The following is a 25,401-nucleotide window of genomic DNA, read 5'->3' on the forward strand; positions in this document are numbered from 1 at the left end:
GTTGCACCAGCGCCGGTCGGCCGCCTCCACAGCCGCAACCGAGGAGCACCCCCGCAGATGTCCACCCCGAACGCCGTCGGCCGCCCCACGCCCATCACCGCCGCGACGGTGCGCCAGCGCCCGACCGCGATGCCGGTCCACAAGTACAAGCCGTACGAGGCCGTGGAGATCCCGGACCGCACCTGGCCGGACCGGCGGATCACCAAGGCCCCCCGCTGGCTGTCGACCGACCTGCGGGACGGCAACCAGGCGCTGATCGACCCGATGTCGCCGGCCCGCAAGCGCGCGATGTTCGACCTGCTGGTGAAGATGGGCTACAAGGAGATCGAGGTCGGCTTCCCCGCCTCGGGCGAGACCGACTTCGCCTTCGTGCGCTCCATCATCGAAGAGGGCGCGATCCCCGACGACGTCACCATCTCCGTACTGACCCAGGCCCGCGAGGAACTGATCGAGCGGACCGTGGAGTCCCTGCGCGGCGCGGCGCGTGCGACCGTGCACCTGTACAACGCGACCGCCCCGACCTTCCGCCGGGTGGTCTTCCGCGGCTCCAAGGAGCAGATCCGGCAGATCGCCGTGGACGGCACGCGGCTGGTCATGGAGTACGCGGACAAGATCCTGGGCGACGAGACCGTCTTCGGCTACCAGTACAGCCCGGAGATCTTCACCGACACCGAGCTGGACTTCGCGCTGGAGGTCTGCGAGTCGGTGATGGACGTCTGGCAGCCCGAGGAGGGCCGCGAGATCATCCTGAACCTGCCCGCGACCGTGGAGCGCTCCACGCCCTCCACGCACGCGGACCGCTTCGAGTGGATGTCGCGGAACCTGTCGCGCCGCGAGTACGTGTGCCTGTCGGTCCACCCGCACAACGACCGCGGCACGGCCGTGGCCGCCGCCGAGCTGGCGCTGATGGCCGGCGCCGACCGCATCGAGGGCTGCCTGTTCGGCCAGGGCGAGCGCACCGGCAACGTCGACCTGGTCACCCTGGGCATGAACCTGTTCAGCCAGGGCGTGGACCCGATGATCGACTTCTCCCAGATCGACGAGGTCCGCCGCACCGCCGAGTACTGCAACCAGATGGAGGTCCACCCGCGCCACCCGTACGTGGGCGACCTGGTCTACACGTCCTTCTCCGGCTCCCACCAGGACGCCATCAAGAAGGGGTTCGACGCCATGGAGGCCGACGCGGCCGCCCAGGGCCGGACCGTCGACGACATCGAGTGGGCGGTCCCGTACCTGCCGATCGACCCCAAGGACGTCGGCCGCTCCTACGAGGCCGTCATCCGTGTGAACTCGCAGTCCGGCAAGGGCGGCGTCGCGTACGTCCTGAAGAACGACCACAAGCTGGACCTGCCGCGCCGCATGCAGATCGAGTTCTCGAAGATCATCCAGGCGAAGACCGACGCCGAGGGCGGCGAGGTCACGCCGAAGGAGATCTGGGCGATCTTCGAGGACGAGTACCTGCCCACCCCGGAGAACGCCTGGGGCCGGGTCGCCCTGCGGTCGGCGCAGACCTCGACCAGCAGCGACGGCACCGACACCCTGACCGTCGAAGCGGTCGTGGACGGCGCCGAGACGGTCCTGACCGGCACCGGCAACGGCCCGATCTCCGCGTTCTTCGACGCGCTGGCCTCGGTCGGGGTCGACGCCCGCCTGCTGGACTACACCGAGCACACCATGAGCGAGGGCGCCAGCGCGCAGGCCGCCTCGTACATCGAGTGCGCCATCGACGGCCAGGTCCTGTGGGGCATCGGCATCGACGCCAACACCACGCGCGCCTCGCTGAAGGCGGTCGTCTCCGCCGTCAACCGCGCGGCCCGCTAGTCACCACGCACGGTGAACCGGCCACGGCGCCCGAGCGGGCGCCGTGGCCGGTTCTCGTATTCGGCCCTCACGTGGTACTGACTACGCGCCGCCCATGTGGCTAACATCACGTCATTACGGCGCCGTTGCCGGAGCGTTACCCACGCGTACGGCGCGTAAAGGGACGAACCGGGGTAATCGGGATGGCGGCCGGAGGGTGCGAAGTGCTCCACATCAAGGGCTTGTGCATCTTGGGCGTGCGGACGGTCTGGCACACCGAAGGTGACGGGGAGTTCTTCTGCGCCGGCTGCGGTGGCGACCGCGGCTACCGGCGGCGCACCGGCACCCGGCGGCTGACCCTGCTGGGCCTGCCCCTCCTGCCGCGCGGCTCGGCCGGCACGGTCGTGGAGTGCGTGGTGTGCCGCGCCCACCGCGGCCCCGAGGTCCTGGAGCAGCCCACCACCACCGTCTTCTCCGCCATGCTCCGCGATGCCGTCCACACCGTCGCCCTCGCCGTGCTCACCGCGGGCGGCGCCATGGGGCGCGGCGCCCGCGAGGCCGCCGTCGGCGCGGTCCGCTCGGCCGGGTTCACCGACTGCACCGAGGACCAGCTGCTCGGCCTGCTCGCGGCGATCGTCGCCGACGAGGGCCGCTTCCCCGGCGCCTCCGACGCCCCGGACGCCGACGGGCTCGCGGACGCCCTCGACGGCTGCGGCAGCTGGCTGTCCATCGAGCTCCACGAGGCCCTGGGCCCCCTCTCCCGCCACCTCGCCCCCCAGGGCCGTGAGCACATCCTGGTCCAGGGCGCCCTCATCGCCCTCGCCGACGGCCCCTACCTGCCCGCCGAGCGGGAGGTCCTCGGCGCCGTCGGCCGCTGCCTCGGCCTCGTCGGCGAGGACACCGAACGCATCCTGGAGGCCGCGGCCCGCACGCCGTCCTGACGGGCCGCCCCTGATCGCCACCGCCGGGCGTACTCCCCGGGGAGTAACGGGGCCCGCACCGCACCCCGGGCAGTAACGCCGGCCTCGGTCCCGGGCCCGACGAAAAGGCGCCCCCGCACCGGAAGTCTGGGCAGGACCAGACCACCGGCCCGGAGGGAGGCCCATGATGGGGGCCCCGACCACTGAGACCACACCGGCCGCCGCGCCGCCGCCGACCCGAGGACGGGGGAGGAACCGGGGCGCCCGCGCGATCCCGTGGGCGGTGCTCGCGCTGTGGATCGCCGTGCTGGCGCTGGCCGGCCCGCTGGCCGGCAAGCTCGCCGACGCGCAGCAGAACCGCGCCGTGGACTACCTCCCGGTGAGCGCCGACTCCACGCAGGTCGCCCGGCTCCAGGACGCGCTGCCCGGCGGCGAGGCCACCGAACTCGTGGTCGTCTACCACCGCGACGGCGGGCTGACCGCTGCCGACCGCGACAAGGCCGCCGCCCAGATCGCCGGCATCGCGCGGGCGCACCGGCTCACCGGCGGCACGCCGCACGCCGTCCTGTCGCACGGCGACACACTGATGTACCCCGTGGCGAGCACCGAGCCCGGCCAGGACGACGCGGCCAGGAACGCCTTCGTCACCGACGTCCGCGACCGGGCCGAGGGCGGCGACGGGCTGACCGCCCACGTGGGCGGCCCCGGCGCGCTCAACACCGACATGAAGGAGGTCTACTCCTCCCTCGACGGGCCGTTGCTGTGGACCACGGTGGCCGTCGTCGCCGTCCTGCTGATCCTCATCTACCGCAGCCCGCTGCTGTGGTTGCTGCCCCTGCTCGTCGCGGGCGTGGCCGACGCCGCCGCGATGGCCGGGGTCTACGGACTCCACCAGGCCTTCGGCATCACCGTCACCGGCCAGAGCCAGGGCGTGATGACCATCCTGGTCTTCGGCGCCGGCACCGACTACGCGCTGCTGCTCGTCTCCCGCTACCGCGAGGAACTCCGGCGCGTGCCGCGCCCGTACGACGCCATGCGCGCCGCGCTGCGCGGCTGCGGGCCCGCGATCCTGGCCTCCTCCGCGACGGTGGCCGCAGGCCTGCTGTGCCTGCTCGCCGCCGACCTCAACAGCAGCCGGGGCATGGGCCCGATCGCCGCGGTCGGCGTGCTGTGCGCGCTGGTCGCCATGACGACCCTGCTGCCCGCGCTGCTGGTGCTGCTGGGCCGCCGGGTCTTCTGGCCGCTGGTCCCGGCGTACGGCAGCGAAGTGCCGCGTCCGCGCGGCCTGTTCGCGGCGATGGGCGGCTCGGCCGCACGCCGTCCGCCGGCCGTGCTCGCGGGTGGCGCGGTGCTGCTCGGGGCGCTGGCGCTCGGGACCCTGGCCCTGCCCGGCAGCCTGAAGAACGACGACGCCTTCACCAGCGCGCCGGAGTCGGTCGCCGCGATGCGCATCCTCGCCGAGGCCGACCCCGGCCGCTCCGCCCAGCCGATCACCGTCATGGCGCCCACCGGACGGGCCGGTGAGGTGCTGGCCGCGGTCCGGGGCACCGAAGGCGTCGCGTCCGCCGAACGCGGGCGCAGCGGCGGCGGCTGGACGGAGGTGTCGGTGACCGCCAAGGCGCCGCCCGAGTCGCCCGGCGAGACCGCGACCATCCACGCCCTGCGCGCGGAGCTGGACGGCCCCTACGGCGCCCACGTCGGCGGGCCCAGTGCCCAGCAGGCCGACCTGGCCGGCACCAGTTCCCGCGACCGCCGGGTCGTCGTGCCGCTCGTCCTGGCCGCCGTGCTGCTGATCCTCGTCGCGCTGCTGCGCAGCCTGGTCGCGCCGCTGCTGCTCGTGGTGGCCGTGATCGCGGTGTGGGGCGCCGCGCTGGGCATCGGCGGGCTGGTCTTCGGGCCGCTGTTCGGCTTCGAGGGCACGGACCCGGGGCTGCCGCTGCTGTCCTTCGTCTTCCTCGTGGCGCTCGGCGTCGACTACGGCATCTTCCTCATGCACCGGATGCGCGAGGAGTCGCTGGCGGGGGCCGCGCCGGCCGCCGCGGCCGTCACCGCGCTGCGGACCACGGGCGGGGTGATCGCCTCGGCCGGGCTGGTGCTGGCGGCCACCTTCTCGGTCCTGGTCAACATGCCGTTGGTGTCGCTGGTCGAGATGGGCTTCGTCATCGCCGTGGGCGTCCTGCTGGACACCTTCCTCGTCCGCACCTACCTGGTCACCTCCGCGAGCGTGGCGCTGCGCGAGCGGGTCTGGTGGCCGGGCCGGCTGAGCCGGCCGCGTACGGGCCCGTGAACCGGCCCGCGAACCGGTCTGTCACGCCGCCGACCCCGTAACGGAAGATGGACCCGTGCCGAAGCCGCCGCCCCTCCCGCCCGCCGTCCGCGCGCACAAGGACGCCGCCCTCGCCCTGGGCGTGCTCGCGCTCCAGAGCGCCATGGGCGCCCTCCTGCCGTCCGGACAGGGGCACCGCCCGGACGCGGCGGGCTGGGCGCTGCTGGTGGTCACCGCGCTGGTGCTGGCCGCCCGGCGGCGGTGGCCGATGACCGTGATGCTCGTCACGGTCGCGGCCGTCGCCCCGTACCACGCCATGGACAACCTCCACCTGGCCGTGGTTCCGGCCAGCATGGTGGCGATCTACTCGCTCGCGGTCGCCGGGCCGCCGCCGCGGACGTACCTCACCGTGGCGGCGGTCGTCGCGATCATGGTCGGGGTGATGTCGGCGACACCCGACCGGCACGCGGCGACCGACATGCTGCGCAGCGGCGGCTGGGTGGTGGCGGTGGCACTGACCGGCGAGGCGGTCCGCATCCACCGCAAGTACGTGGCCGCCATCGTCGGGCGCGCCGAACGCGCCGAACGCACCCGCGAGGAGGAGGCGGCCCGGCGCGTCGCCGAGGAGCGGCTGCGGATCGCCCGCGACCTGCACGACCTGCTCGCCCACAGCATCACCCTCATCGGCGTGCAGACCTCGGTCGCGGCGCACGTCCTGCTCGCCGACCCCGAGCGGCTGGACCGCACGGCCGTCGCCGGCGCCCTCGACAGCATCGCCGGCACCTGCCGCGACGCCCGCGCCGAACTGCGCGCCACCCTCCAGGTGCTGCGCGGCGACGACGAGCGCGGCCCGCTGCCGGGCCTGGCGGCCGTGGCCGACCTGGCCCGCTCCGCCGAGGCCGCCGGCGCCCGGGTGGAGCTGGCCGTCGCGGCCGGCGCCGACGGGGTGCCCCCGGCGATCGGGGCGGCCGCCTACCGCATCGTGCAGGAGGCCCTCACCAACGCCGTACGGCACGCCGGGGGCACCTCGGTCCGGGTCGGGGTGGAACTCGGCACCGACCCGGACCGCGGCACCGCCCTGCGGATCGCCGTCACCGACGACGGCCCCTGCCCGGGGACGGAGGCCGAGCACGAACCGGACCGCCCCGACGCCCGATGGCGGCCCTGGCGTGCCGTGGCACCCCCGAGGCCCCCCGCGGACGCCGGCCCGGCGGAGACCGTACCCGCCGCCGGCTACGGCCTCATCGGCATGCGCGAGCGCGCCCGCAGCGTCGGCGGCACGCTGACCGCCGGACCCCGGCCCGAGGGCGGTTTCCAGGTGGCCGCCGTTCTGCCGTTCGCGGGGGGCCCGGCGTGATCCGCGTGCTGCTCGCCGACGACCAGACCCTGGTCCGTGAGGCCTTCGCGATGCTCGTCGAGTCCGCCCCCGACATGCAGGTCGTCGGGCACGCGGCCACCGGGCGGGAAGCCGTGGCGGCGGCCCGCGCCGGCCGTGCCGACGTGGTGATCATGGACATCCGCATGCCGGACCTCGACGGCATCGAGGCCACCCGGCTGATCGCCGCCGACGATGACCTGGCCGGGGTCCGGGTGCTGGTGCTCACCACGTACGACAGCGACGACCACGTCGTCCCCGCGCTGCGCGCCGGGGCCAGCGGCTTCCTCGTCAAGGACACCCGCCCCGCCGAACTCCTCGACGCCATCCGCACGGTCGCCGCGGGCGAGGCGCTGCTCTCGCCGGGGCCGACCGCGCGGCTCATCGCCCGGGTGCTGCGCCTCCCGGAGGGCCCGCCGCCGGGCGGGCCGGCCCCGGAACGCCTCGCCGCGCTGTCCGCACGGGAGCGGCAGGTGCTCACCCTCGTCGCGCGGGGCCTGAACAACACGGAGGTCGCCGAGGCGCTGGGCCTCAGCCCGCTCACCGCCAAGACGCACGTCAGCCGGATCATGGGCAAGCTCGGCGCCCGCGACCGCGCCCAGCTGGTGATCGCGGCCTACGAGTCGGGGCTGGTCGCGCCCGGCGGGACGGCGGGGCTCAGCGGCTGACCGCCCACAGCAGGATCGCGGCGGCGACGCCGAAGCAGGCGAGCACGGTCCACACCGTCGCGCCCAGCGTCCGTGTGTCCGCGGCCATCGCCGGCGCCCCGCCGGCTCCGTGGGCCTGCGACAGGTGGGCCAGCGCCTTGCCCCTGGCGCCGCCCCCGGTGATCTGCTCGCGCCACGCGCAGTGCCGGCACTCGAGCATCCGCCGCCCGCGGTCCGCGTAGCCGTACAGCACTTCCAGGGCGGTGCCGTCGGGGCCGGTCGCGGTGATGTGGTGGGTGACGGAGTCCATCAGCGGGCCACCAGAACCAGGGCAAGGGCGACGAGGGCCGGCACGGTCTGCACGAAGAGGATGCGGCGGCTCGCGGTCGCGGCGCCGTACAGCCCGGCGACCGCCACGCAGATGAGGAAGAACACCGTGGCCTGGAAGCCCACCGGGTCGGCGGCCACGGCGCCCCACACCAGCCCGGCGGCGAGGAAACCGTTGTAGAGCCCCTGGTTGGCCGCGAGTGCCTTGCTCGCCTGCGCGAACTCCGCGGTGGTCCCGAAGGCTCCCCTGGCGCGGGGGGTGGTCCACAGGAACATCTCCAGGACCAGGATGTAGAGGTGGAGGGCCGCTATGAGCAGCACGGCGACGGTCGCTGTGATCGACATGGGCCGTAGCGTACGACCCGGGCCGGTCCGGTCGCCGCGTACGGAACAATGGGCGCATGAGTCTGTTCCGCGACGACGGCATCGTGCTGCGCACCCAGAAGCTGGGCGAGGCGGACCGGATCATCACCCTGCTCACCCGACGGCACGGCCGGGTCCGGGCGGTGGCCCGCGGCGTGCGGCGGACGAAGTCCAAGTTCGGGGCGCGGCTGGAACCGTTCTCCCACGTGGACGTGCAGCTCTTCGCGCGCGGGGGCGAGCTGATCGGCCGCGGCCTGCCGCTGTGCACCCAGGGTGAGACGATCGCCCCCTACGGCAGCCGCATCGTCACCGACTACGCCCGCTACACCGCGGGCACGGCGATGCTGGAGACCGCCGAGCGCTTCACCGACCACGAGGGCGAACCGGCGGTGCAGCAGTACCTGCTGCTGGTCGGCGGCCTGCGCACGCTCGCCGACGGTGAGCACGACCCGCGGCTGGTGCTCGACGCCTTCCTGCTGCGCTCGCTGGCGGTCAACGGCTACGCGCCCAGCTTCGGGGACTGCGCGAAGTGCGGGATGCCGGGCCCGAATCGGTTCTTTTCGGTCGGCGCGGGAGGAGTCGTATGCGGCGAGTGCCGCCCGGCCGGAAGCGTCGTACCCTCACTGGAGTCACTGGAACTCCTCGGCGCGTTGCTCGGAGGGGACTGGGAGACCGCCGACGCGTGCGAACCGCGCCACTGCCGGGAGGGCAGCGGACTGGTCGCGGCGTATCTGCAGTGGCATCTGGAGCGCGGCTTGCGCAGTCTGCGTTTCATCGAGAAGTAGCGGTACCCGGCGGGCCCCCGGCAGCACCAACTCGTGAGGCACAGGAAGTGGAGAGCAAGGTCATGGCAGTACGCGGGATTCTGAGCCGTCCCCGGCGCGAGTACCGGGCTCCCGACCCGCACCCGTCCGGCGCGCAGCCCCCGAAGATCCCAGGTGAGCTGGTCCCCCAGCACGTGGCCATCGTGATGGACGGCAACGGCCGCTGGGCCAAGGAGCGCGGCCTGCCCCGCACCGAGGGGCACAAGGTCGGCGAGACCGTCGTGCTGGACGTCCTCAAGGGCTGCCTGGAGCTGGGGGTCAAGAACCTCTCCCTGTACGCCTTCTCGACGGAGAACTGGAAGCGCTCGCCCGACGAGGTCCGCTTCCTGATGAACTTCAACCGGGACGTCATCCACCGCCGCCGCGACGAGATGCACGAGATGGGCATCCGCATCCGCTGGGCCGGGCGCATGCCCCGGCTGTGGAAGTCGGTCGTGAAGGAGCTCCAGGTCGCGGAGGAGATGACCCGCGACAACGACGCCATGACGCTGTACATGTGCGTCAACTACGGCGGTCGCGCCGAGATCGCCGACGCGGCGGCGCGCCTGGCCGAGGACATAAAGGCGGGTCGCCTCGATCCCTCCAAGGTCAACGAGAAGACCCTCGCCAAGTACCTGTACCACCCGGACATGCCGGACGTGGACCTGTTCGTCCGCCCCTCCGGCGAGCAGCGCACCTCCAACTTCCTGATCTGGCAGTCCGCCTACGCCGAGATGGTCTTCCAGGACGTCCTCTGGCCGGACTTCGACCGCCGCGACCTGTGGCGCGCGTGCCTGGAGTACGCCTCCCGTGACCGCCGTTTCGGCGGCGCGCTGCCCAACGAGCAGCAGCCGGCGGCGGAGAGCGACGCGGACACGCAGTAGTCGGCAGTCACCCCGCGGTCGTCCACGGACGACCGCGGGGCGGTACGAGCACGACGGCGGGCGGGGCCCGGTTCAGTTCGCGGCGGGGCCGCCGCAGCCGGCGCAGTCGGCGCAGGTCCCGAAGATCTCCACGGTGTGGGCGACGTCGACGAAGCCGTGCTCCTCGGCGATGGTGTCGGCCCACTTCTCGACCGCGGGGCCCTCGACCTCGACCGCCTTGCCGCAGACGCGGCAGACCAGGTGGTGGTGGTGACCGCTGCTGCAGCGCCGGTAGACGGACTCGCCTTCCCCGGTGCGCAGGACGTCGATCTCGCCGGCGTCGGCGAGGGACTGCAGCGTGCGGTAGACCGTGGTGAGGCCGACCGAGTCACCCCGGTGCTTGAGGAGGTCGTGCAGTTCCTGGGCGCTGCGGAACTCGTCGACCTCGGCGAGGGCCGCGGCGACGGCGGCACGCTGCCGGGTCGATCGTCCGCGGACGGGGGGCTTGGCGGTCGTCACCGGTGGCCTCCTACTCGGTCGGTTCGGTCGGTCATTCTGCCAGGCCTGGAGCTCATACCCGGACGTCGTCCTCGGTGGGACGCGCCGCGGGTACCTCCAGGGTGCACCGTGTCCCGTCCTCCGCGGCACGGCGTGCACGCTTTTTCGCCAGCGGCGCGGCCAGCAGCGTCAGCGTGACGAAGACACCGATGGCCAGCAGCACGATGGTCGCTCCGGAGGGCACGTCGGCGTAGTACGAGGTGACCGTGCCGGAGAAGGCGACCGCCACGCCGATCACGACCGACAGCGCGAAGGCCGTGGCGAAGCTGCGGGCGATCTGCTGGGAGGCGGCGACCGGGATCACCATCAGCGCGCTGACCAGCAGCAGTCCGACGACCCGCATGGCGACCGTGACCGTGACCGCCGCGGTGACGGCGACCAGCAGGTTGAGCAGCCGCACCGGCAGACCGGTCACCCGGGCGAACTCCTCGTCCTGGGAGACCGCGAACAGCTGCCGCCGCAGGCCCACGGTGACCAGCACCACGAAGCCGGCCAGCAGGCAGATCGCGGTGATGTCCTGCGGGGAGACGGTGGTGATGGAGCCGAACAGGTAGGTGAGCAGGTTGGCGTTGGAGCCGTTCGGCGCGAGCGAGGTGAACAGCACGCCGGCCGCCATGCCGCCGTAGAAGAGCATGGCGAGCGCGATGTCGCCGCGCGTCCTGCCGTACCAGCGGATGAGTTCCATGACGATCGCGCCCGCGACCGACACGGCCGTCGCCATCCACACCGGGTTGGTGCTGAGCAGGAAGCCGAGGCCGACACCGGTGAGGGCGACGTGGCCGATGCCGTCGCCCATGAGGGCCTGGCGGCGCTGGACGAGGTAGATGCCGATCGCGGGGGCGGTGATGCCGACGAGGACGGCGGCGATCAGCGCCCGCTGCATGAAGGCGTAGGAGAACAGCTCCATCAGAACAGCCCCGTCCGGATCGGCTCGGCCACGTGGCCGGCGTGCGGGTGGACATGGTCGTGGCCGGGCAGCGCGTGCTGCCCCTGGGCCTTCGGCGGGGGCCCGTCGTGGACGACGCAGCCGTCGCGCAGCACCACCGCACGGTCGATCAGCGGCTCCAGCGGACCGAGTTCGTGCAGGACCAGGAGCACGGTGGTGCCCAGCGAGACCTGTTCGCGCAGCGTCCCGGCGAGCACCTCCTGGCTGGCGAGGTCGACGCCCGCCATCGGCTCGTCCATGATCAGCAGTTCGGGCTCGACGGACAGCGCGCGGGCGATGAGCACCCGCTGGTGCTGGCCGCCGGAGAGCGCCTCGACCGGATCGCCGGCCCGGTCGGCCATCCCGACCAGCTCCAGGGCGCGCCCCACGGCCCGGCGGTCCGCCTTGCGGGGCAGGCCCAGCCTCGTACGGGCCAGCCGCCCTGCGGAGACGACCTCGCGCACGGTGGCGGGGACGCCGGAGGCCGCCGTGGTGCGCTGCGGCACGTAGCCGATCCGGGCCCAGTCGCGGAACCGGTTCAGCGGGGTGCCGAAGAGCTCCAGTCCGCCCGCGGTGAGCGGCACCTGGCCGACCACGGCGCGGATCGCGGTGGACTTGCCCGAGCCGTTGGCGCCGAGCAGCGCGACGACCTCCCCGCGCCGCACGGTCAGGTCGACGCCGCGCAGCACCGGCCGTGAGCCGAGGGAGGCGGTCGCCCCCCGCATCGATATGACCGTGTCCATTCCAGCCTCCGTACCGGGCTCCGTCATCGTTGCCTCACTTCGCGCCGAGCGCCGAGCGCAGGGCCTGAAGGTTGCTGTGCTGGACCTCGAAGTAGTCGCGGCCCGCGGACTTGTCGGTGATGCCCTCGATGGGGTCGAGCACCGCGGTCCTCAGGCCGAGGTCGCCCGCGAGGGTCTTGGCGGTCCGGTCGCTGGCGAGCGTCTCGAAGAATACGGTGCTGACGCCGTTGTCCTCGGCGAGGGTGTGCAGCGTCTTCATCCGGGCGGCGCTGGGCTCGGACTCCGGGTCGATGCCGCTGATCGCCTGCTCGACCAGCCCGTAGCGCTCGGCGAGGTAGCCGAAGGCGGCGTGGGTGGTGATGAAGGTGTCCGAGGTGCGGTTCTCCAGCCCGTCCTGGAAGTCGGTGTTCAGCGCGTCGAGCTTCTTCACCAGCGCGGCGGTGTTCTTCCCGTAGGTCGCCTCGTGGTCCGGGTCGGCCTTGGCGAGGGCCTTGCCGACGCCTTCGGCGACCTGGGCGTAGCGGACCGGGTCGAGCCAGATGTGCGGGTCGGCGCCCGCGTCCTCGTCCCCGTGCCCGCTGTGGTCGTCCCCGCTGCCGTGGTCGTGGCCGTCGACCTCGGTGCCGTGGTCCTCCAGCGGGGTCAGCGCGGCGGCGTCGACGGTGTTCGCCACGCCGGACTGGGCTATGGCGTCGTCGACGGCGGGCTGCAGGCCCTTGAGGTAGACGATGACGTCCGACTCGCCGAGCTCGCCGGTCTGCCGGGGGGTGAGCTCCAGGTCGTGCGGTTCGGTCCCGGGCTTGGTCAGTCCGGTCACGTCGACGTGCCCGCCGCCGATCTGCTCGGCCAGGAACTGCATAGGGTAGAAGGAGGCGGTGACCTTGAGCCTGCCGTCCGCCCCGCCCCCGCCCGCGGTGGAACAGGCGGAGAGGGCGACCAGCCCGGCGACGGCGGTGAGGGGGACCAGGGCACGACCTATGTTCATGACACCCATTTTCAACAAAAATGGAAACGATTGTCAATTGGCTTGGTTGCCGGACCCGGCGCCCTCGGACTGCGGAACCGATTTGATACGGGCCCCGCACCCGCCGGTAATCTGAGGTATTCGCCGGACCGCACGCGACCCGGCGGATCCCACCGACCGCTTCGTCGTCTGAAGAGAGCACCGTGGCCGCCGACAAGATCGACACCATCGTCAGCCTGAGCAAGCGCCGTGGCTTCGTTTTCCCCTGCAGCGAGATCTACGGCGGCCAGAAGGCCGCCTGGGACTACGGGCCGCTGGGCGTCGAACTGAAGGAGAACATCAAGCGCCAGTGGTGGCGTGCGATGGTCACCTCCCGGGAGGACGTGGTCGGCCTCGACTCCTCGGTGATCCTGGCCCGCGAGGTCTGGGAGGCCTCCGGTCACGTCGCCACGTTCACCGACCCGCTCACCGAGTGCACCTCCTGTCACAAGCGTTACCGCGCCGACCACCTGGAGGAGGCGTACGAGGCCAAGCACGGCCACCTGCCGGCCAACGGCCTGGCCGACCTCAACTGCCCCAACTGCGGCAACAAGGGCACTTTCACCGAGCCCAAGCAGTTCTCCGGGCTGCTGTCCACCCACCTGGGCCCGACCCAGGACTCGGGCGCCGTGGCCTACCTGCGCCCGGAGACGGCGCAGGGCATCTTCACCAACTTCTCCCAGGTGCAGACGACCTCGCGCCGCAAGCCGCCGTTCGGCATCGCCCAGACCGGCAAGTCCTTCCGCAACGAGATCACGCCCGGCAACTTCATCTTCCGGACCCGCGAGTTCGAGCAGATGGAGATGGAGTTCTTCGTCAAGCCGGGCGAGGACGAGACCTGGCACGAGTACTGGATGCAGCAGCGCTGGGACTGGTACCGGGGCCTCGGCATGCGCGAGGAGAACATGCGCTGGTACGAGCACGCCAAGGAGAAGCTGTCCCACTACTCCAAGCGCACCGTCGACATCGAGTACCGCTTCAACTTCGGCGGCACCGAGTACTCTGAGCTCGAGGGCATCGCCAACCGCACGGACTACGACCTCAAGGCCCACAGCCAGGCCAGCGGCCAGGACCTGTCGTACTTCGACCAGGAGGCCGGTGAGCGCTACTTCCCGTACGTCATCGAGCCCGCGGCGGGTCTCAACCGCGCCATGCTCGCCTTCATGCTCGACGCGTACAACGAGGACGAGGCCCCGAACGCCAAGGGCGTGATGGAGAAGCGCACCGTCATGCGCCTCGACCCGCGCCTGGCACCGGTCAAGGTCGCCGTCCTGCCGCTGTCGCGCAACCCGCAGCTCTCGCCGAAGGCCAAGGGCCTCGCGGCCGACCTGCGCCGCCACTGGAACATCGAGTTCGACGACGCCGGTGCCATCGGCCGCCGCTACCGCCGTCAGGACGAGATCGGCACCCCGTTCTGCGTGACCGTCGACTTCGACACGCTCGAGGACAACGCGGTCACCGTGCGCGAGCGCGACACCATGAAGCAGGAGCGCGTCTCGCTCGACCAGGTCGAGGCCTACCTCGGCGGCCGGCTGCTCGGCTGCTAGGTCCGGACCCGGACGCACGCGAAAGGCGCCCGGCCACCCCCGAGAGGGGTGGCCGGGCGCCTTCGTGCGTCCGCGGGGGTCGTGTGCTCAGGCCTCCAGGCCGCGCAGGATCAGGTCGTTGACCGCGGAGAACGCGGCGTCGATGCCCGGGGCGAACCACTCGGCGGCGTACGCCGGGTCGTGGAAGCGGACGGTGGCGTCCCACACCGCCTGCGCCGCGGCGTCGGGGTCACCGGCGGCGAACTCGCCGGCGGTCACGCCGTCCCGGACGATCCGCGCGAGGAGCCCGACCATGACGGCGACGTGCTGGGCGACCACCGAGCTGTGCTCGACGGTGAGCGCCATGTACGTGGCAAACAGCTCGGGGTCGCCACCCGCCTTGCGCCGCTTGGCCGCGAACAGCGCCTCCAGCCAGGCGCGCAGCCGCTGCGGCCCCGGGCGGCCGTCGTCCTGCGCTATCGCCGTCAGCTCCGCGTGCGCCTGGTCCAGCCACCGCTGGGTGACCGCCTCCCGCAGCGCGGCCTTGGTGCGGAAGTGCCGGTAGACGCTGCCGTGGCTGACCCCGAGGGCGCGCGCCACGTCGACCACGGTCGCCTTGGCCGGGCCGTAACGGCGCAGCACCTCCTCCGTGGTCTCCAGGATGCGTTCGGCGGTCAGCGTCTCGGGTGGCATGGTCGTCATTCTCCCAGGGCCGGGCGGGTGCCGGTCAGTGCCGCTGCTCACTGTCCAGGTGCGCCATCTGGGACTCCGGGTAACGCTCGCCGGCGGCCGCGTCGGCCGGGACCGCGGTCTCGATCGCCGCCAGGTCGGCCGCGTCGAGGGTCACGTCCAGCGCGCCCAGGGCCTCGGCCAGCCGCTCGCGGGTGCGGGCGCCGACCAACGGGACGATGTCCTCGCCCCGGGCCAGCACCCAGGCGATGGCGGTCTGGGCGACGGTGACGCCCTTCTGCTCCGCGATCTTGCGCAGCGCCTCCACCAGCCCGAGGTTGTGCTCCAGGTTCTCGCCCCGGAAGCGGGGGCTCATCGCGCGGAAGTCGTTGCCGGCCAGCTGCCGGTCACGGGTGAAGTGGCCGCTGATCAGACCGCGGGACAGCACGCCGTACGCCGTGACGCCGATGCCCAGCTCGCGGGCGGTGGGCAGGATTTCGTCCTCGATGCCGCGGGAGATCAGCGAGTACTCGATCTGCAGGTCACTGATCGGGGCCACGGCCGCGGCCCGGCGCAGGGTGGCGGCGCCGACCTCGGACAGGCCGATGTGGCGCACGTGACCGGCCTGGACGAGCTCCGCGATGGCGCCGACGGTCTCCTCGATCGGGACGGCGGGGTCGACCCGGGCGATGCGGTAGACGTCGATGTGGTCGGTGCCCAGGCGCTGCAGCGAGTACGAGGCGAAGTTCCTGACGGCCTGGGGGCGGCCGTCGTAGCCCAGCCACGTGCCCTCGGGGCCGCGCAGGGCGCCGAACTTGACGCTGATCAGCGCCTTCTCGCGGTCGGCCGGGGAGGCCGCGCGCAGGGCCTCGCCGATGAGCATCTCGTTGTGGCCCATGCCGTAGAAGTCGCCGGTGTCGATCAGCGTGACGCCCGCGTCGAGGGCGGCGTGGATCGTGGCGATCGACTCGCCGCGGTCGGCCTCGCCGTAGAGGGCGGACATGCCCATGGCGCCGAGGCCGAGCGCGGAGACGGTGGGGCCGGTGGAACCGAGGGTGCGGTTCTGCAAGGGGGACTCCTTGGTCGGGATGAGGAGGTCGTGCGGGGATGCTGACAACAGTGACACATGCACTGACAGATTTCAATATCTGTCAGTGCATGGCTGTCACGCGACGTCCTCGCTACGGGCCGGTCCGGCCCCGCGGCCCCTCAGGCCACCTGGCGCGGCAGGCGCAGGCTGGCGAGCGCCGTCACGACCACCGCCGCGAGCTGCACGACCAGCACCGTCACCAGGGCCTCCCGCGTCCCGTGCGAGGGGACCAGGGCGAGGAAGAGCGTGCCGAGGGTGGCCACGCCCAGGGCCAGTGCCGACTGCTGGGTGGTGACCATGACCCCGCTGCCCACGCCGGCTCGCTCGGCCGGTACGTCCGCGAGCACCAGCCGGAACAGCACCGGCAGTTGCAGCCCCTGGCCGAGGCCGGCGATCGCCACACCCGGCAGCAGGGCCCACGCCGTCATCCCGGGTTCCCAGCTGCGGGCCACGGTCAGCGCCAGCACCGCGACGCCGACGCCCTGCAGGACGCCCCCCGCGGTGACCACGCGCCCGCCGTACCGGCCCACCAGGCGTGGCCCGGCCAGCGAGGCCAGGAAGAACGCCACGGCCATCGGAACGAGCGTGGTGCCCGCCTCCACCGGTCCGTACCGCAGGCCCTGCTGCAGGGCGACCGCGATCACGAACATGAAGCCGCCGAAGCCGATGGAGAACGGCACCAGCAGCGGCAGTGCCCGCCGCATCCCGGTGAGCGCGAACAGGCTCGGCGGCACGAGCGGGATCCTCCCGGCCCGGTCGGCCCGCCGCTCGACCAGGAAGAACGCCAGGGCCGCGAACGGGAAGACGGCCAGCGACACCCACGTCCACGCGGGCCAGCCGGCCGCCCGGCCCTCGGTCAGCGGCACCAGCAGGGTCACCAGCGACACCGCCAGCAGCAGGGTGCCCGGCCGGTCGACCGGCGCGGGGCGGTCGGAACGGGTCTCCGGCACCGAGCGCACCGCGAGCAGCAGCCCGGCCGCCGCGACCGGCACGTTGACCAGGAAGACCGCGCGCCAGCCGGTGCCCGCGATGTCCGCGGCGACCAGGACGCCGCCGAGGATCTGGCCCGCGACCATGGACAGGCCCGCGGTCGCGCCGTACAGGCTCAGCGCCTTGGCCCTGCGGTGGCCGGTGGTCGCGGAGTGGATGGTGGCCAGTACCTGGGGCAGCATCAGCGCGGCCGCCCCGCCCTGCGCGACGCGGGCGCCCACCAGCACCCAGGCGTCGGGCGCCAGGCCGCAGGCGAGCGAGGTCAGGCCGAAGGCCGCCATGCCCGCGAGGAAGAGCCGGCGGCGGCCGAAGGAGTCGCCGAGCCGGCCGCCGAGCACCAGCAGCACGGCGTACGCCACGCCGTAGCCGGCCACGACCAGCTCCAGCACGGCGGCCCCCGCGTCGAGGTCGGTCTCGATGGCGGGCAGGGCGACGTTGACGATGAAGAAGTCGATGAGCGGCAGCGCAGCGCCCAGCAGCACGGTGAACAGGCCCAGCGGGCCGAGCGCCGGCGCGGTGGGGCCGGGCGGTGCCTCGGCGGCCGGTGGCGTGGTTCTCGCGGCCGGTGCCGGGCCGCCGGTGCCGACCCGGATGACCCGGGGGCGTACCTGAGCGCGGGAACGGAGGTCGGCGGAGACGGGAGCTTCGATGTGATCGGTCACGTATGCCACGATGACCTTGTTCCCAGGGGGGTACCAGAGAGCGTTTATCCAGGTATCGCGACCACCTGGCAATGGTTTGGGACGTCAGGCACTCTGGAGGTATGACGTCTCCCAGCGCCGCCGCGCGGAGCGAGCTCGCTTCCTTCCTCCGCAGCCGCCGCGAACGGATCTCCCCCGAGCAGGTCGGACTCCCGCCCGGCCGCCGCCGCCGCACCCCCGGGCTGCGGCGCGAGGAGGTGGCGCAGCTGGCCGCGGTAGGGGTGACCTGGTACACCTGGCTCGAGCAGGCCCGGGAGATCCAGATCTCCGCCCAGGTGGCCGACTCCATCGCCCGGGCCCTGATGCTGGACCCGAACGAGCGCACCCACCTCTTCCTGCTCGCCGGGGTGCCCGACCCCAACCCGCGCGCCCAGTGCCCGGGGATGTCGGACCAGATCCGGGAGATGCTGGCGAAGCTGGAGCCGCTGCCGGCCGCGGTCCTCAACAGCCGTACCGACGTCATCGCCCACAACCGCACCTACGCGCGGCTGGTCGACGACCTTGACCGGCTCCCCTTCGAGGACCGCAACATCATGTGGCTGGTCTTCACCGACCCCGCCTGGCGCGAGGGACTGCCGGACTGGCACGAGACCAGCCGGCAGCTGGTCGCCAAGTACCGTGCGGCGATGGCCGAGCATCTCGCGGAGCCCGCGTGGAAGTCCCTGGTCAAGCGGCTGGAGCAGGCCTCCCCGGAGTTCTGCGAGCTGTGGGAGCGGCATGAGGTGCAGGAACCGGAGAACCGCACCAAGCGCTTCCTCAACCCCCGGGTCGGTCTGCTGACCTTCCACTTCACGCACCTGTGGCTCGGTCCGAGCCAGGGCCCCCGGCTGGTCACCTACTCCCCGGCGGACGCCGCCACCCGCGAACGGCTGGACCGGCTGTACGAGATCGCCGGGTCCGCGCCCAGCGCTATGCCGATGCCGGTGTGAGCAGCCGCTGCCGCGCCTCCATCAGGGCGAAGCCCAGCAGGTTCAGGCCACGCCACCGCACGGGATGGGCGGCGTGCTCGTCGTCGGCGGCCAGGCCGATGCCCCATATCCGGTCCACGGGGCTGGCCTCCACCAGCACGCGCGAGCCGGTGCCCAGGAGGTAGTCCCGCAGGGCCGGGTCCTGGCCGAACTTGGCGACGTTGCCCGCCACGACCAGTTCCTCGCGGTGCCGCTCCCAGGTCGCGTTGTCGAAGCCGCGCACCTGCCGTCCCAGCTTCTTCGCGGCGTGCGGGTGCGGGGCCGCGAGGATCCCGGCGAGGGTCCGGTCGTCGTCGAAGAGCCGGGCCTTGCCGGCCATCATCCAGTGCTCCGCCGTGGCGTAGCCGATGCCGTCGACGGTGAACTCCGAGGGCCACCACTGACTCAGGCAGCCCGCGCCCACGCTGCCGTCGCGCTGCGGCTGATGGCCCCAGAAGAACAGGTACTTCGGCCGGACGCCACGCGCGGTCAGTGCCGTCAGCGCAGCCCGCGAACGGGCGTCGCGGGGCTCGGTGATCTGCGTCGTCATGTCACCGACCGTAGCGCCGGGCACCGACAACGGCCTCAGGTTTTCCCGGCTCACCCCGGGGCCGACCCCAGCAGCTTGGTCACCACCCGGTCCAGCGCCGCGAGCTCCTCCGCGTCCAGCTCCACCAGGCCCGGTGGGGGAGTGCCCAGGATGCGGTCGGCCTCCTGCGCCGCCGCGGCGCCGTCGGGTGTGACGCTCAGGAGCTTGCGGCGCCGGTCGCGTGGGTGCGGTGTGCGTTCCACCAGCCCGCGCCGGACGAGGTCGTCGACGACCAGCGTGACGTACGGGCGGTCCGTCATGAGGTCGGCGGCGAGGTCACCCGGCGTCACGGGGGCCGTCGCGATCCGGCGCAGCGCCTTGACGCGGAAGAAGCTCATGCCGAGGGCGTCGGCGACCTCGCGGCGCCGTTCGTTGCGTTCGAGGACGAGGGTGCGCAGGTCGCGCCACACTCGGGTGGCCGTGGCCTCGTTCACCGGGCGCCCACCGGCTCGCGGGCGGCGTCCGTGCTGAGCCGCTTCGCGGCGCGTTCCGCGGTGCCCGCCGCCCAGTGGCCCGAGGTCAGCCACCCCAGCGCCAGGATCGCCGCACCGCAGCCCGTGATGATCCACCACGCCGTGAGGTCGAGCCCGGCGGCGAGCGCGGCGCCGATGACGGCCACGCCCAGGGACTGCCCGACCTGCCGGCTGGTGGAGGCCACCGCCGCGGCGACCCCGGCCTGGGTCCGCGGCATGCCGGAGACGGCGGTGTTGGTGATCGGGGCGTTGACGAAGCCGAAGCCGATGCCGAACAGGACGTACGCGGTGAACAGCTTCGCGTCCGAGGCGGTCGCGTCCAGCGCGGCGAACATCACGCCGCTCGCCGAGGTGGCCAGGCCCGCCAGCAGCAGCGGCAACCGTGGGCCGCGGCTGCCGACCATGCGCCCGGACAGCGGGGCGCAGACCAGGGCCATGGCCGCCATCGGCAACAGGTGCAGACCGGCGTCCAGGGCGGACATGCCGCGCTGGTCCTGCAGGTACAGGGTGTTGAGGAAGAGGAAGCCGGCGAGGGCCGCGAAGGCGCTCACCGCTATCACCGTCGCCCCGCTGAAGGGCGCGCTGCGGAAGAAGCGCGGATCGATCAGCGGTTCCCTGCGCCGCCGTTCGTACGGGACCAGGGCCGCCGCGGAGCACAGGGCGAGCACGAGGCAGCCGACGATGACCGGGGAGCCCCAGCCCGCCGCAGGCGCCTCGATGATGGCGTAGGTCAGCGAGCCGAGCAGCGCGATGACCATCAGCTGTCCGACCGGGTCGATCCGGCGTGGCCGGGGGGCACGGGACTCGGGCACGTACAGCGCGGTGAGTACCAGGGCGAGCAGGCCGATGGGCAGGTTGATCCAGAACACCGAGCGCCAGCCGACCGACTCCACCAGCGCGCCGCCGATGATCGGCCCGGCGGCCATGCTGATGCCGACGACGCCGCCCCACGCCCCGATCGCCCGCGCGCGCTCGCGCGGATCGGTGAAGACGTTGGTGATGATCGACATCGCGACGGGGTTGAGCATCGAGCCGCCGACCGCCTGCAGCATGCGGAAGACCACCAGCCACTCCAGACTGGGGGCGATGCTGCACAGCCCGGAGGCCACGGTGAAGATCACCAGGCCGACGCGGAAGATCCGGCGGCGGCCGATCCGGTCGGCGGTCGAGCCGGAGAGCATGAGCAGCGAGGCCAGCACGAGCGTGTAGGCGTCGATGGTCCACTGCAGTCCGGAGATGGAGGTGTGCAGGTCCCGGCGCATGGCGGGCAGCGCGACGTTGAGGATGGTGTTGTCGAGACTGACGATCAGCAGGCTCATGCAGCAGACGGCCAGCACCAGCAGACGTCTGCGCCGGCTCAGCTCGGGCATCGGCCGTTCCCGTCTCCGTGGTCGGTGCGATCGGTGGATTGATTGTACCTGTGTAACCATTTCACGCTACACCCAATCCCTCCCGGGTGATACGGGAGAATGGTCCGCATGACTGCTGACGCCACCGCTCCCGCACTCCGCATCGGCCCGCACACCGTGTGGCCCCCGGTGGTGCTGGCACCGATGGCCGGGATCACCAACGCGCCGTTCCGCACGCTGTGCCGCGAGTTCTCCGGCGGCAAGGGACTCTTCGTCTCGGAGATGATCACCACCCGGGCCCTGGTCGAGCGCAACGACAAGACCATGCAGCTGATCCACTTCGACGGCACCGAGAAGCCGCGTTCGATCCAGCTGTACGGGGTGGACCCGGTCACCGTCGGCAAGGCGGTCCGGATGATCGTCGACGAGGACCTCGCCGACCACATCGACCTGAACTTCGGCTGCCCGGTCCCCAAGGTGACCCGCAAGGGCGGCGGCTCGGCCCTGCCCTACAAGCGCAACCTGCTCCGCTCGATCCTGCGCGAGGCGGTCGGCAACGCGGGCGACCTGCCGGTCACCATCAAGATGCGCAAGGGCATCGACGACGACCACACCACCTACCTGGACGCCGGCCGGATCGCCGTCGAGGAGGGCGTCACCGCCGTCGCGCTGCACGGCAGGACCGCCGCCCAGCACTACGGCGGCACGGCCGACTGGGAGGCGATCGCCCGCCTCAAGGAGCACGTCCCGGAGATCCCGGTGCTCGGCAACGGCGACATCTGGAGCGCGGCGGACGCGGTCCGGATGATGCGGGAGACCGGTTGCGACGGTGTCGTCGTCGGCCGCGGCTGCCTGGGCCGCCCGTGGCTCTTCGGCGACCTCGTGGCCGCCTTCGAGGGCGGCGGCGCCCCCGCCGCCCCGACGCTGCGCGAGGTCGCCGGCGTCATGCGGCGGCACGCCGGGCTGCTGGGGGAGTGGCTGGGCGACGAGGAGCGCGGCGTCATCGACTTCCGCAAGCACGTGGCCTGGTACACCAAGGGCTTCTCGGTCGGCTCGGAGATGCGCCGCAAGCTCGCGATGACCTCCTCCCTCGCCGAGCTCGACGCCCACCTCGCCGACCTCGACCTGGACCAGGAATGGCCGGATGGCGCCGAGGGGCCGCGCGGCCGGACGGCCGGGAGCAAGCGTGTGGTGCTCCCGGACGGCTGGCTGGAGGACCCGTACGACTGCTCGGTGGTCGTCGGCGCCGAGGCCGAGCTGGACACTTCGGGCGGCTGAGGATGTTTTGGCGGTCCGCGGGGACGTCCGGACTGTAAGACGAACCGCGGGCAGAGCAAGTGATTCTCGCCACGCCTGATAGGGGTGTCGCTCAAATGAGCAGCCCGAGTGTCATCACACCTCTCCAATGAGTGGCACTGAGTGTCATCGTTGTCGTGGCCACATGGTCAAGTCATCCCTCACGTGGAGTGACCGGCTCCGAGTGTGGCGATCACGTGGCGAGAGCATGTGTTCGACGGTTGAACGCATCCCCCGTTCACCCGGAAGGACGCCATGACTTTCGATCTCTCGGCGGATGGGTGGTTACGACCGTGTGACCTGGTGATTGACGTACTGCAGCGCCTTCGAGATGGGTACGCTCCCCGCCGTCAGGGCATCCCGGCCGCGAGGAGCGAGTCCCGTGTCGGAAGAACAAGTAATCCAGAAGTTCGTCTACGACTTCACTGAGGGCAACAAGGACCTCAAGGACCTGCTCGGCGGCAAGGGCGCGAACCTCGCCGAGATGACCAACCTCGGCCTGCCCGTCCCTCCGGGCTTCACGATCACCACCGAGGCGTGCAAGGTCTACCTGGAGTCGGGCGCCGCACCCGCGGCGCTGCGCGACGAGGTGAGTGCGCACCTCGAGGCGCTCGAGCAGAAGATGGGCAAGAAGCTCGGTCAGGCGGACGACCCGTTGCTCGTCTCCGTCCGCTCGGGGGCGAAGTTCAGCATGCCGGGCATGATGGACACCGTCCTCAACATCGGCCTGTCCGACGCCTCGGTCGCGGGCCTGGCCGCGCAGGCCGGCAACGAGCGCTTCGCGTGGGACTCCTACCGGCGCCTCATCCAGATGTTCGGCAAGACCGTGCTGGGTGTCGACGGCGAACTCTTCGAGGACGCGCTGGAGGACGCCAAACGGGCCAAGGGCACGCACGACGACCTCGACCTGGACGCGGCCGACCTGCAGGGCCTGGTCGAGCAGTTCAAGGCCGTCGTGGCCAAGGAGACCGGGCGGGACTTCCCCCAGGAGCCGCGCGAGCAGATGGACCTGGCCGTCCGCGCCGTCTTCGACTCGTGGAACGGCGAGCGCGCCAAGCTCTACCGCCGCCAGGAGCGCATCCCCGGCGACCTCGGCACGGCCGTCAACGTCTGCTCCATGGTCTTCGGCAACCTCGGCTCCGACTCCGGCACCGGTGTCGCCTTCACCCGCGACCCGGCCACCGGCCACCAGGGCGTGTACGGCGACTACCTGAGCAACGCGCAGGGCGAGGACGTCGTGGCGGGCATCCGCAACACCGTGCCGCTCGCCGAGCTGGAGCAGCTGGACAAGACCTCCTACGACCAGCTGATGCAGATCATGGAGACCCTCGAGACGCACTACAAGGACCTGTGCGACATCGAGTTCACCATCGAGCGCGGCAAGCTGTGGATGCTGCAGACCCGCGTCGGCAAGCGCACCGCCGCCGCCGCCTTCCGCATCGCCACCCAGCTGGTCGACCAGGGCCTGATCGACGAGGCCGAGGCGCTGCAGCGGGTCAACGGCGCGCAACTGGCGCAGCTGATGTTCCCCCGCTTCGACGAGAAGGCGAAGGCCGAGCGGATCGGCTGGGGCATCGCCGCCTCCCCGGGCGCGGCCGTCGGCAAGGCCGTCTTCGACTCGTACACCGCCGTGAAGTGGTCGCGCTCCGGCGAGAAGGTCATCCTCATCCGCCGCGAGACCAACCCCGACGACCTCAACGGCATGATCGCGGCCGAGGGCATCCTCACCTCGCGCGGCGGCAAGACCTCGCACGCGGCCGTCGTCGCCCGCGGCATGGGCAAGACCTGCGTCTGCGGCGCCGAGGAGCTCGAGGTCGACACCAAACGGCGCCGGATGACCGCGCCCGGCGGGATCGTCGTCGAGGAGGGCGACGTCCTGTCCATCGACGGCTCCTCCGGCAAGGTCTACCTCGGCAAGGTGCCGGTCGTGCCGTCCCCGGTCGTGGAGTACTTCGAGGGCCGCATGCACGCCGGCGCCGACGACGCCGACGAGCTGGTGCGGGCCGTGCACCGGATCATGGCGTACGCGGACCGGGTCCGCCGGCTGCGGGTGCGCGCCAACGCCGACAACGCCGAGGACGCCTCCCGCGCCCGCCGCTTCGGTGCCCAGGGCATCGGCCTGTGCCGTACCGAGCACATGTTCCTCGGCGAACGCCGCGAGATGGTGGAGCGGCTGATCCTCGCCGACACCGACTCCGAACGCGACAAGGCGCTCTCCGCGCTGCTGCCGCTGCAGCGGTCCGACTTCATCGAGCTCTTCGAGTCGATGGACGGGCTGCCGGTGACCGTGCGCCTGCTGGACCCGCCGCTGCACGAGTTCCTGCCCGACATCACGGAACTGTCGGTGCGGGTCGCGCTCGCCGAGTCCCGCAAGGACGCCAACGAGAACGACCTGCGCCTGCTGCAGGCCGTCCACAAGCTCCACGAGCAGAACCCGATGCTCGGCCTGCGCGGTGTGCGCCTCGGCCTGGTCATCCCCGGTCTGTTCGCCATGCAGGTACGGGCGATCGCGGAGGCCGCCGCGGAGCGCAGGAACGCCAAGGGCGACCCGCGGGCCGAGATCATGATCCCGCTGGTGGGCACCGTCCAGGAGCTGGAGATCGTCCGCGAGGAGGCCGAGGGCGTCATCGCCGAGGTCGAGGCCGCCACGGGCACCGAGCTCAGCCTCACCCTCGGCACGATGATCGAGCTGCCCCGCGCCGCCCTGACCGCCGGTCAGATCGCCGAGGCCGCCGAGTTCTTCTCCTTCGGCACCAACGACCTGACCCAGACGGTCTGGGGCTTCAGCCGCGACGACGTCGAGGCGAGCTTCTTCACCGCCTACCTGGAGAAGGGCATCTTCGGCGTCTCCCCGTTCGAGACCATCGACAAGGAGGGCGTCGGCGCCCTTGTCCGCTCCGCCGCCGAGGCCGGCCGCGCCACCCGGCCCGACCTCAAGCTCGGCGTGTGCGGCGAGCACGGCGGCGACCCCGAGTCCGTCCACTTCTTCCACGAGGTGGGCCTGGACTACGTCTCCTGCTCCCCGTTCCGCATCCCCGTCGCCCGCCTGGAGGCGGGCCGCGCGGCGGCGCAGAGCAAGGGCAGCGACTGCCGGTAACCCGGCCCGGAAGACCATCTCCCACCCTCACCGGGGGCGGCACCTTTGTGCGAAGGTGCCGCCCCCGCTTCCGTTCCGCCG

General features: G+C 72.2%; 23 protein-coding genes. 11 read left to right on the plus strand and 12 right to left on the minus strand.

All coding sequences use genetic code 11. The annotated features are described in order from the left end of the window. Nucleotides 1-57 precede the first annotated feature (57 nt). The 5 genes from leuA (at nt 58) to PV410_RS07150 (ending at nt 7,029) form a co-directional block, all read left to right on the plus strand. Complete coding sequence (gene leuA, locus PV410_RS07130) at nt 58-1,821, plus strand: 2-isopropylmalate synthase (protein ID WP_500323015.1); 1,764 nt, start codon at nt 58-60, stop codon at nt 1,819-1,821. Nucleotides 1,822-2,003: 182 nt separating this feature from the next. Beyond that, nucleotides 2,004-2,741, plus strand: coding sequence for a TerB family tellurite resistance protein (locus PV410_RS07135; RefSeq protein ID WP_500323016.1), 738 nt, complete (start codon nt 2,004-2,006; stop codon nt 2,739-2,741). Nucleotides 2,742-2,907: 166 nt separating this feature from the next. Then, nucleotides 2,908-5,007 (plus strand): MMPL family transporter, encoded by a 2,100-nt coding sequence (locus PV410_RS07140; RefSeq protein WP_500323061.1) that lies wholly within the window; start codon nt 2,908-2,910, stop codon nt 5,005-5,007. 55 nt (nt 5,008-5,062) lie between these two features. Continuing rightward, entirely contained in the window at nt 5,063-6,343 is a 1,281-nt protein-coding gene (locus tag PV410_RS07145; protein ID WP_500323017.1) for a sensor histidine kinase, read from the plus strand. Between the two features lie 50 nt (nt 6,344-6,393). Next, nucleotides 6,394-7,029, plus strand: a complete 636-nt coding sequence (locus PV410_RS07150) for a response regulator (RefSeq protein WP_500323063.1) — start codon at nt 6,394-6,396, stop codon at nt 7,027-7,029. Here PV410_RS07150 and PV410_RS07155 read toward each other — a convergent pair. Next, nucleotides 7,019-7,318, minus strand: a complete 300-nt coding sequence (locus PV410_RS07155; protein WP_500323018.1) for a hypothetical protein — start codon at nt 7,316-7,318, stop codon at nt 7,019-7,021. The two genes, PV410_RS07150 and PV410_RS07155, sit on opposite strands and share 11 nt — an antisense overlap. Next, a complete protein-coding gene (locus PV410_RS07160) occupies nt 7,318-7,680 on the minus strand; it encodes a DUF1304 domain-containing protein (protein ID WP_500323019.1) in 363 nt (120 codons plus the stop codon). Before PV410_RS07160 ends, PV410_RS07155 begins: the two co-directional genes overlap by 1 nt. Before the next feature lie 56 nt (nt 7,681-7,736). Between PV410_RS07160 and recO the strand changes: the two genes are divergently transcribed. Together recO and PV410_RS07170 are read left to right on the plus strand one after the other, a co-directional pair. Then, nucleotides 7,737-8,483 (plus strand): DNA repair protein RecO, encoded by a 747-nt coding sequence (gene recO / locus PV410_RS07165; RefSeq protein ID WP_499511800.1) that lies wholly within the window; start codon nt 7,737-7,739, stop codon nt 8,481-8,483. Nucleotides 8,484-8,545: 62 nt separating this feature from the next. After that, on the plus strand, nt 8,546-9,385 hold the full coding sequence (locus PV410_RS07170; RefSeq protein WP_500323021.1) for an isoprenyl transferase: 840 nt from the start codon (nt 8,546-8,548) through the stop codon (nt 9,383-9,385). Nucleotides 9,386-9,457: 72 nt separating this feature from the next. On the opposite strand, the gene PV410_RS07175 is transcribed toward PV410_RS07170, so the two are convergent. The 4 genes from PV410_RS07175 to PV410_RS07190 are packed head-to-tail and all read right to left on the minus strand — an operon-like array spanning nt 9,458 to nt 12,575. Then, nucleotides 9,458-9,883, minus strand: coding sequence for a Fur family transcriptional regulator (locus PV410_RS07175; protein WP_499511798.1), 426 nt, complete (start codon nt 9,881-9,883; stop codon nt 9,458-9,460). Between the two features lie 52 nt (nt 9,884-9,935). Beyond that, nucleotides 9,936-10,829: a metal ABC transporter permease gene (locus PV410_RS07180; protein ID WP_500323022.1), complete on the minus strand. Its 894-nt coding sequence runs from the start codon at nt 10,827-10,829 to the stop codon at nt 9,936-9,938. Continuing rightward, on the minus strand, nt 10,829-11,590 hold the full coding sequence (locus tag PV410_RS07185) for a metal ABC transporter ATP-binding protein (protein WP_500323023.1): 762 nt from the start codon (nt 11,588-11,590) through the stop codon (nt 10,829-10,831). Before PV410_RS07185 ends, PV410_RS07180 begins: the two co-directional genes overlap by 1 nt. Nucleotides 11,591-11,624: 34 nt before the next feature. After that, nucleotides 11,625-12,575, minus strand: a complete 951-nt coding sequence (locus tag PV410_RS07190; RefSeq protein ID WP_500323024.1) for a metal ABC transporter solute-binding protein, Zn/Mn family — start codon at nt 12,573-12,575, stop codon at nt 11,625-11,627. 182 nt (nt 12,576-12,757) lie between these two features. Here PV410_RS07190 and PV410_RS07195 point away from each other — a divergent pair, with 182 nt between their 5' ends. Beyond that, nucleotides 12,758-14,140, plus strand: a complete 1,383-nt coding sequence (locus PV410_RS07195) for a glycine--tRNA ligase (RefSeq protein ID WP_500323025.1) — start codon at nt 12,758-12,760, stop codon at nt 14,138-14,140. 87 nt (nt 14,141-14,227) lie between these two features. Here the strand turns inward: PV410_RS07195 and PV410_RS07200 are convergent, their stop codons facing one another. The 3 genes from PV410_RS07200 to PV410_RS07210 form a co-directional block, all read right to left on the minus strand. Beyond that, on the minus strand, nt 14,228-14,812 hold the full coding sequence (locus PV410_RS07200) for a TetR/AcrR family transcriptional regulator (RefSeq protein WP_499511793.1): 585 nt from the start codon (nt 14,810-14,812) through the stop codon (nt 14,228-14,230). A gap of 34 nt (nt 14,813-14,846) precedes the next feature. Next, the gene (locus PV410_RS07205; protein WP_500323026.1) at nt 14,847-15,857 is read right to left on the minus strand and encodes an aldo/keto reductase; all 1,011 of its coding nucleotides are present in this window, start codon (nt 15,855-15,857) and stop codon (nt 14,847-14,849) included. A 140-nt stretch (nt 15,858-15,997) separates the two neighbouring features. Continuing rightward, nucleotides 15,998-17,350, minus strand: a complete 1,353-nt coding sequence (locus tag PV410_RS07210; RefSeq protein ID WP_500323065.1) for an MFS transporter — start codon at nt 17,348-17,350, stop codon at nt 15,998-16,000. 281 nt (nt 17,351-17,631) lie between these two features. Here PV410_RS07210 and PV410_RS07215 point away from each other — a divergent pair, with 281 nt between their 5' ends. After that, nucleotides 17,632-18,498, plus strand: a complete 867-nt coding sequence (locus PV410_RS07215) for a helix-turn-helix transcriptional regulator (RefSeq protein WP_499511791.1) — start codon at nt 17,632-17,634, stop codon at nt 18,496-18,498. Here the strand turns inward: PV410_RS07215 and ybiA are convergent. From ybiA to PV410_RS07230, 3 genes are read right to left on the minus strand one after another with little or no spacing between them, the layout of a single operon-like run. Beyond that, nucleotides 18,479-19,066, minus strand: coding sequence for a riboflavin biosynthesis intermediates N-glycosidase (gene ybiA / locus PV410_RS07220; protein ID WP_499511790.1), 588 nt, complete (start codon nt 19,064-19,066; stop codon nt 18,479-18,481). The genes PV410_RS07215 and ybiA overlap by 20 nt on opposite strands. A 50-nt stretch (nt 19,067-19,116) precedes the next feature. After that, nucleotides 19,117-19,539 carry a MarR family winged helix-turn-helix transcriptional regulator gene (locus PV410_RS07225; RefSeq protein WP_500323027.1) on the minus strand — a complete coding sequence of 141 codons (423 nt, stop codon included), beginning with the start codon at nt 19,537-19,539 and terminating at the stop codon, nt 19,117-19,119. Next, the gene (locus PV410_RS07230) at nt 19,536-20,948 is read right to left on the minus strand and encodes an MFS transporter (RefSeq protein WP_500323029.1); all 1,413 of its coding nucleotides are present in this window, start codon (nt 20,946-20,948) and stop codon (nt 19,536-19,538) included. The genes PV410_RS07225 and PV410_RS07230 overlap by 4 nt, the downstream gene beginning before the upstream one ends. Nucleotides 20,949-21,056: 108 nt before the next feature. Here PV410_RS07230 and dusB point away from each other — a divergent pair, with 108 nt between their 5' ends. Together dusB and ppdK are read left to right on the plus strand one after the other, a co-directional pair. After that, complete coding sequence (gene dusB / locus PV410_RS07235) at nt 21,057-22,205, plus strand: tRNA dihydrouridine synthase DusB (protein ID WP_500323030.1); 1,149 nt, start codon at nt 21,057-21,059, stop codon at nt 22,203-22,205. Nucleotides 22,206-22,554: 349 nt separating this feature from the next. Further along, nucleotides 22,555-25,320 (plus strand): pyruvate, phosphate dikinase, encoded by a 2,766-nt coding sequence (ppdK, locus tag PV410_RS07240; protein ID WP_500323031.1) that lies wholly within the window; start codon nt 22,555-22,557, stop codon nt 25,318-25,320. Nucleotides 25,321-25,401 lie beyond the last annotated feature (81 nt).

Origin of the sequence: Streptomyces sp. PA03-5A (genome assembly GCF_033792725.1) — a bacterium.
GTDB lineage: Bacteria > Actinomycetota > Actinomycetes > Streptomycetales > Streptomycetaceae > Actinacidiphila.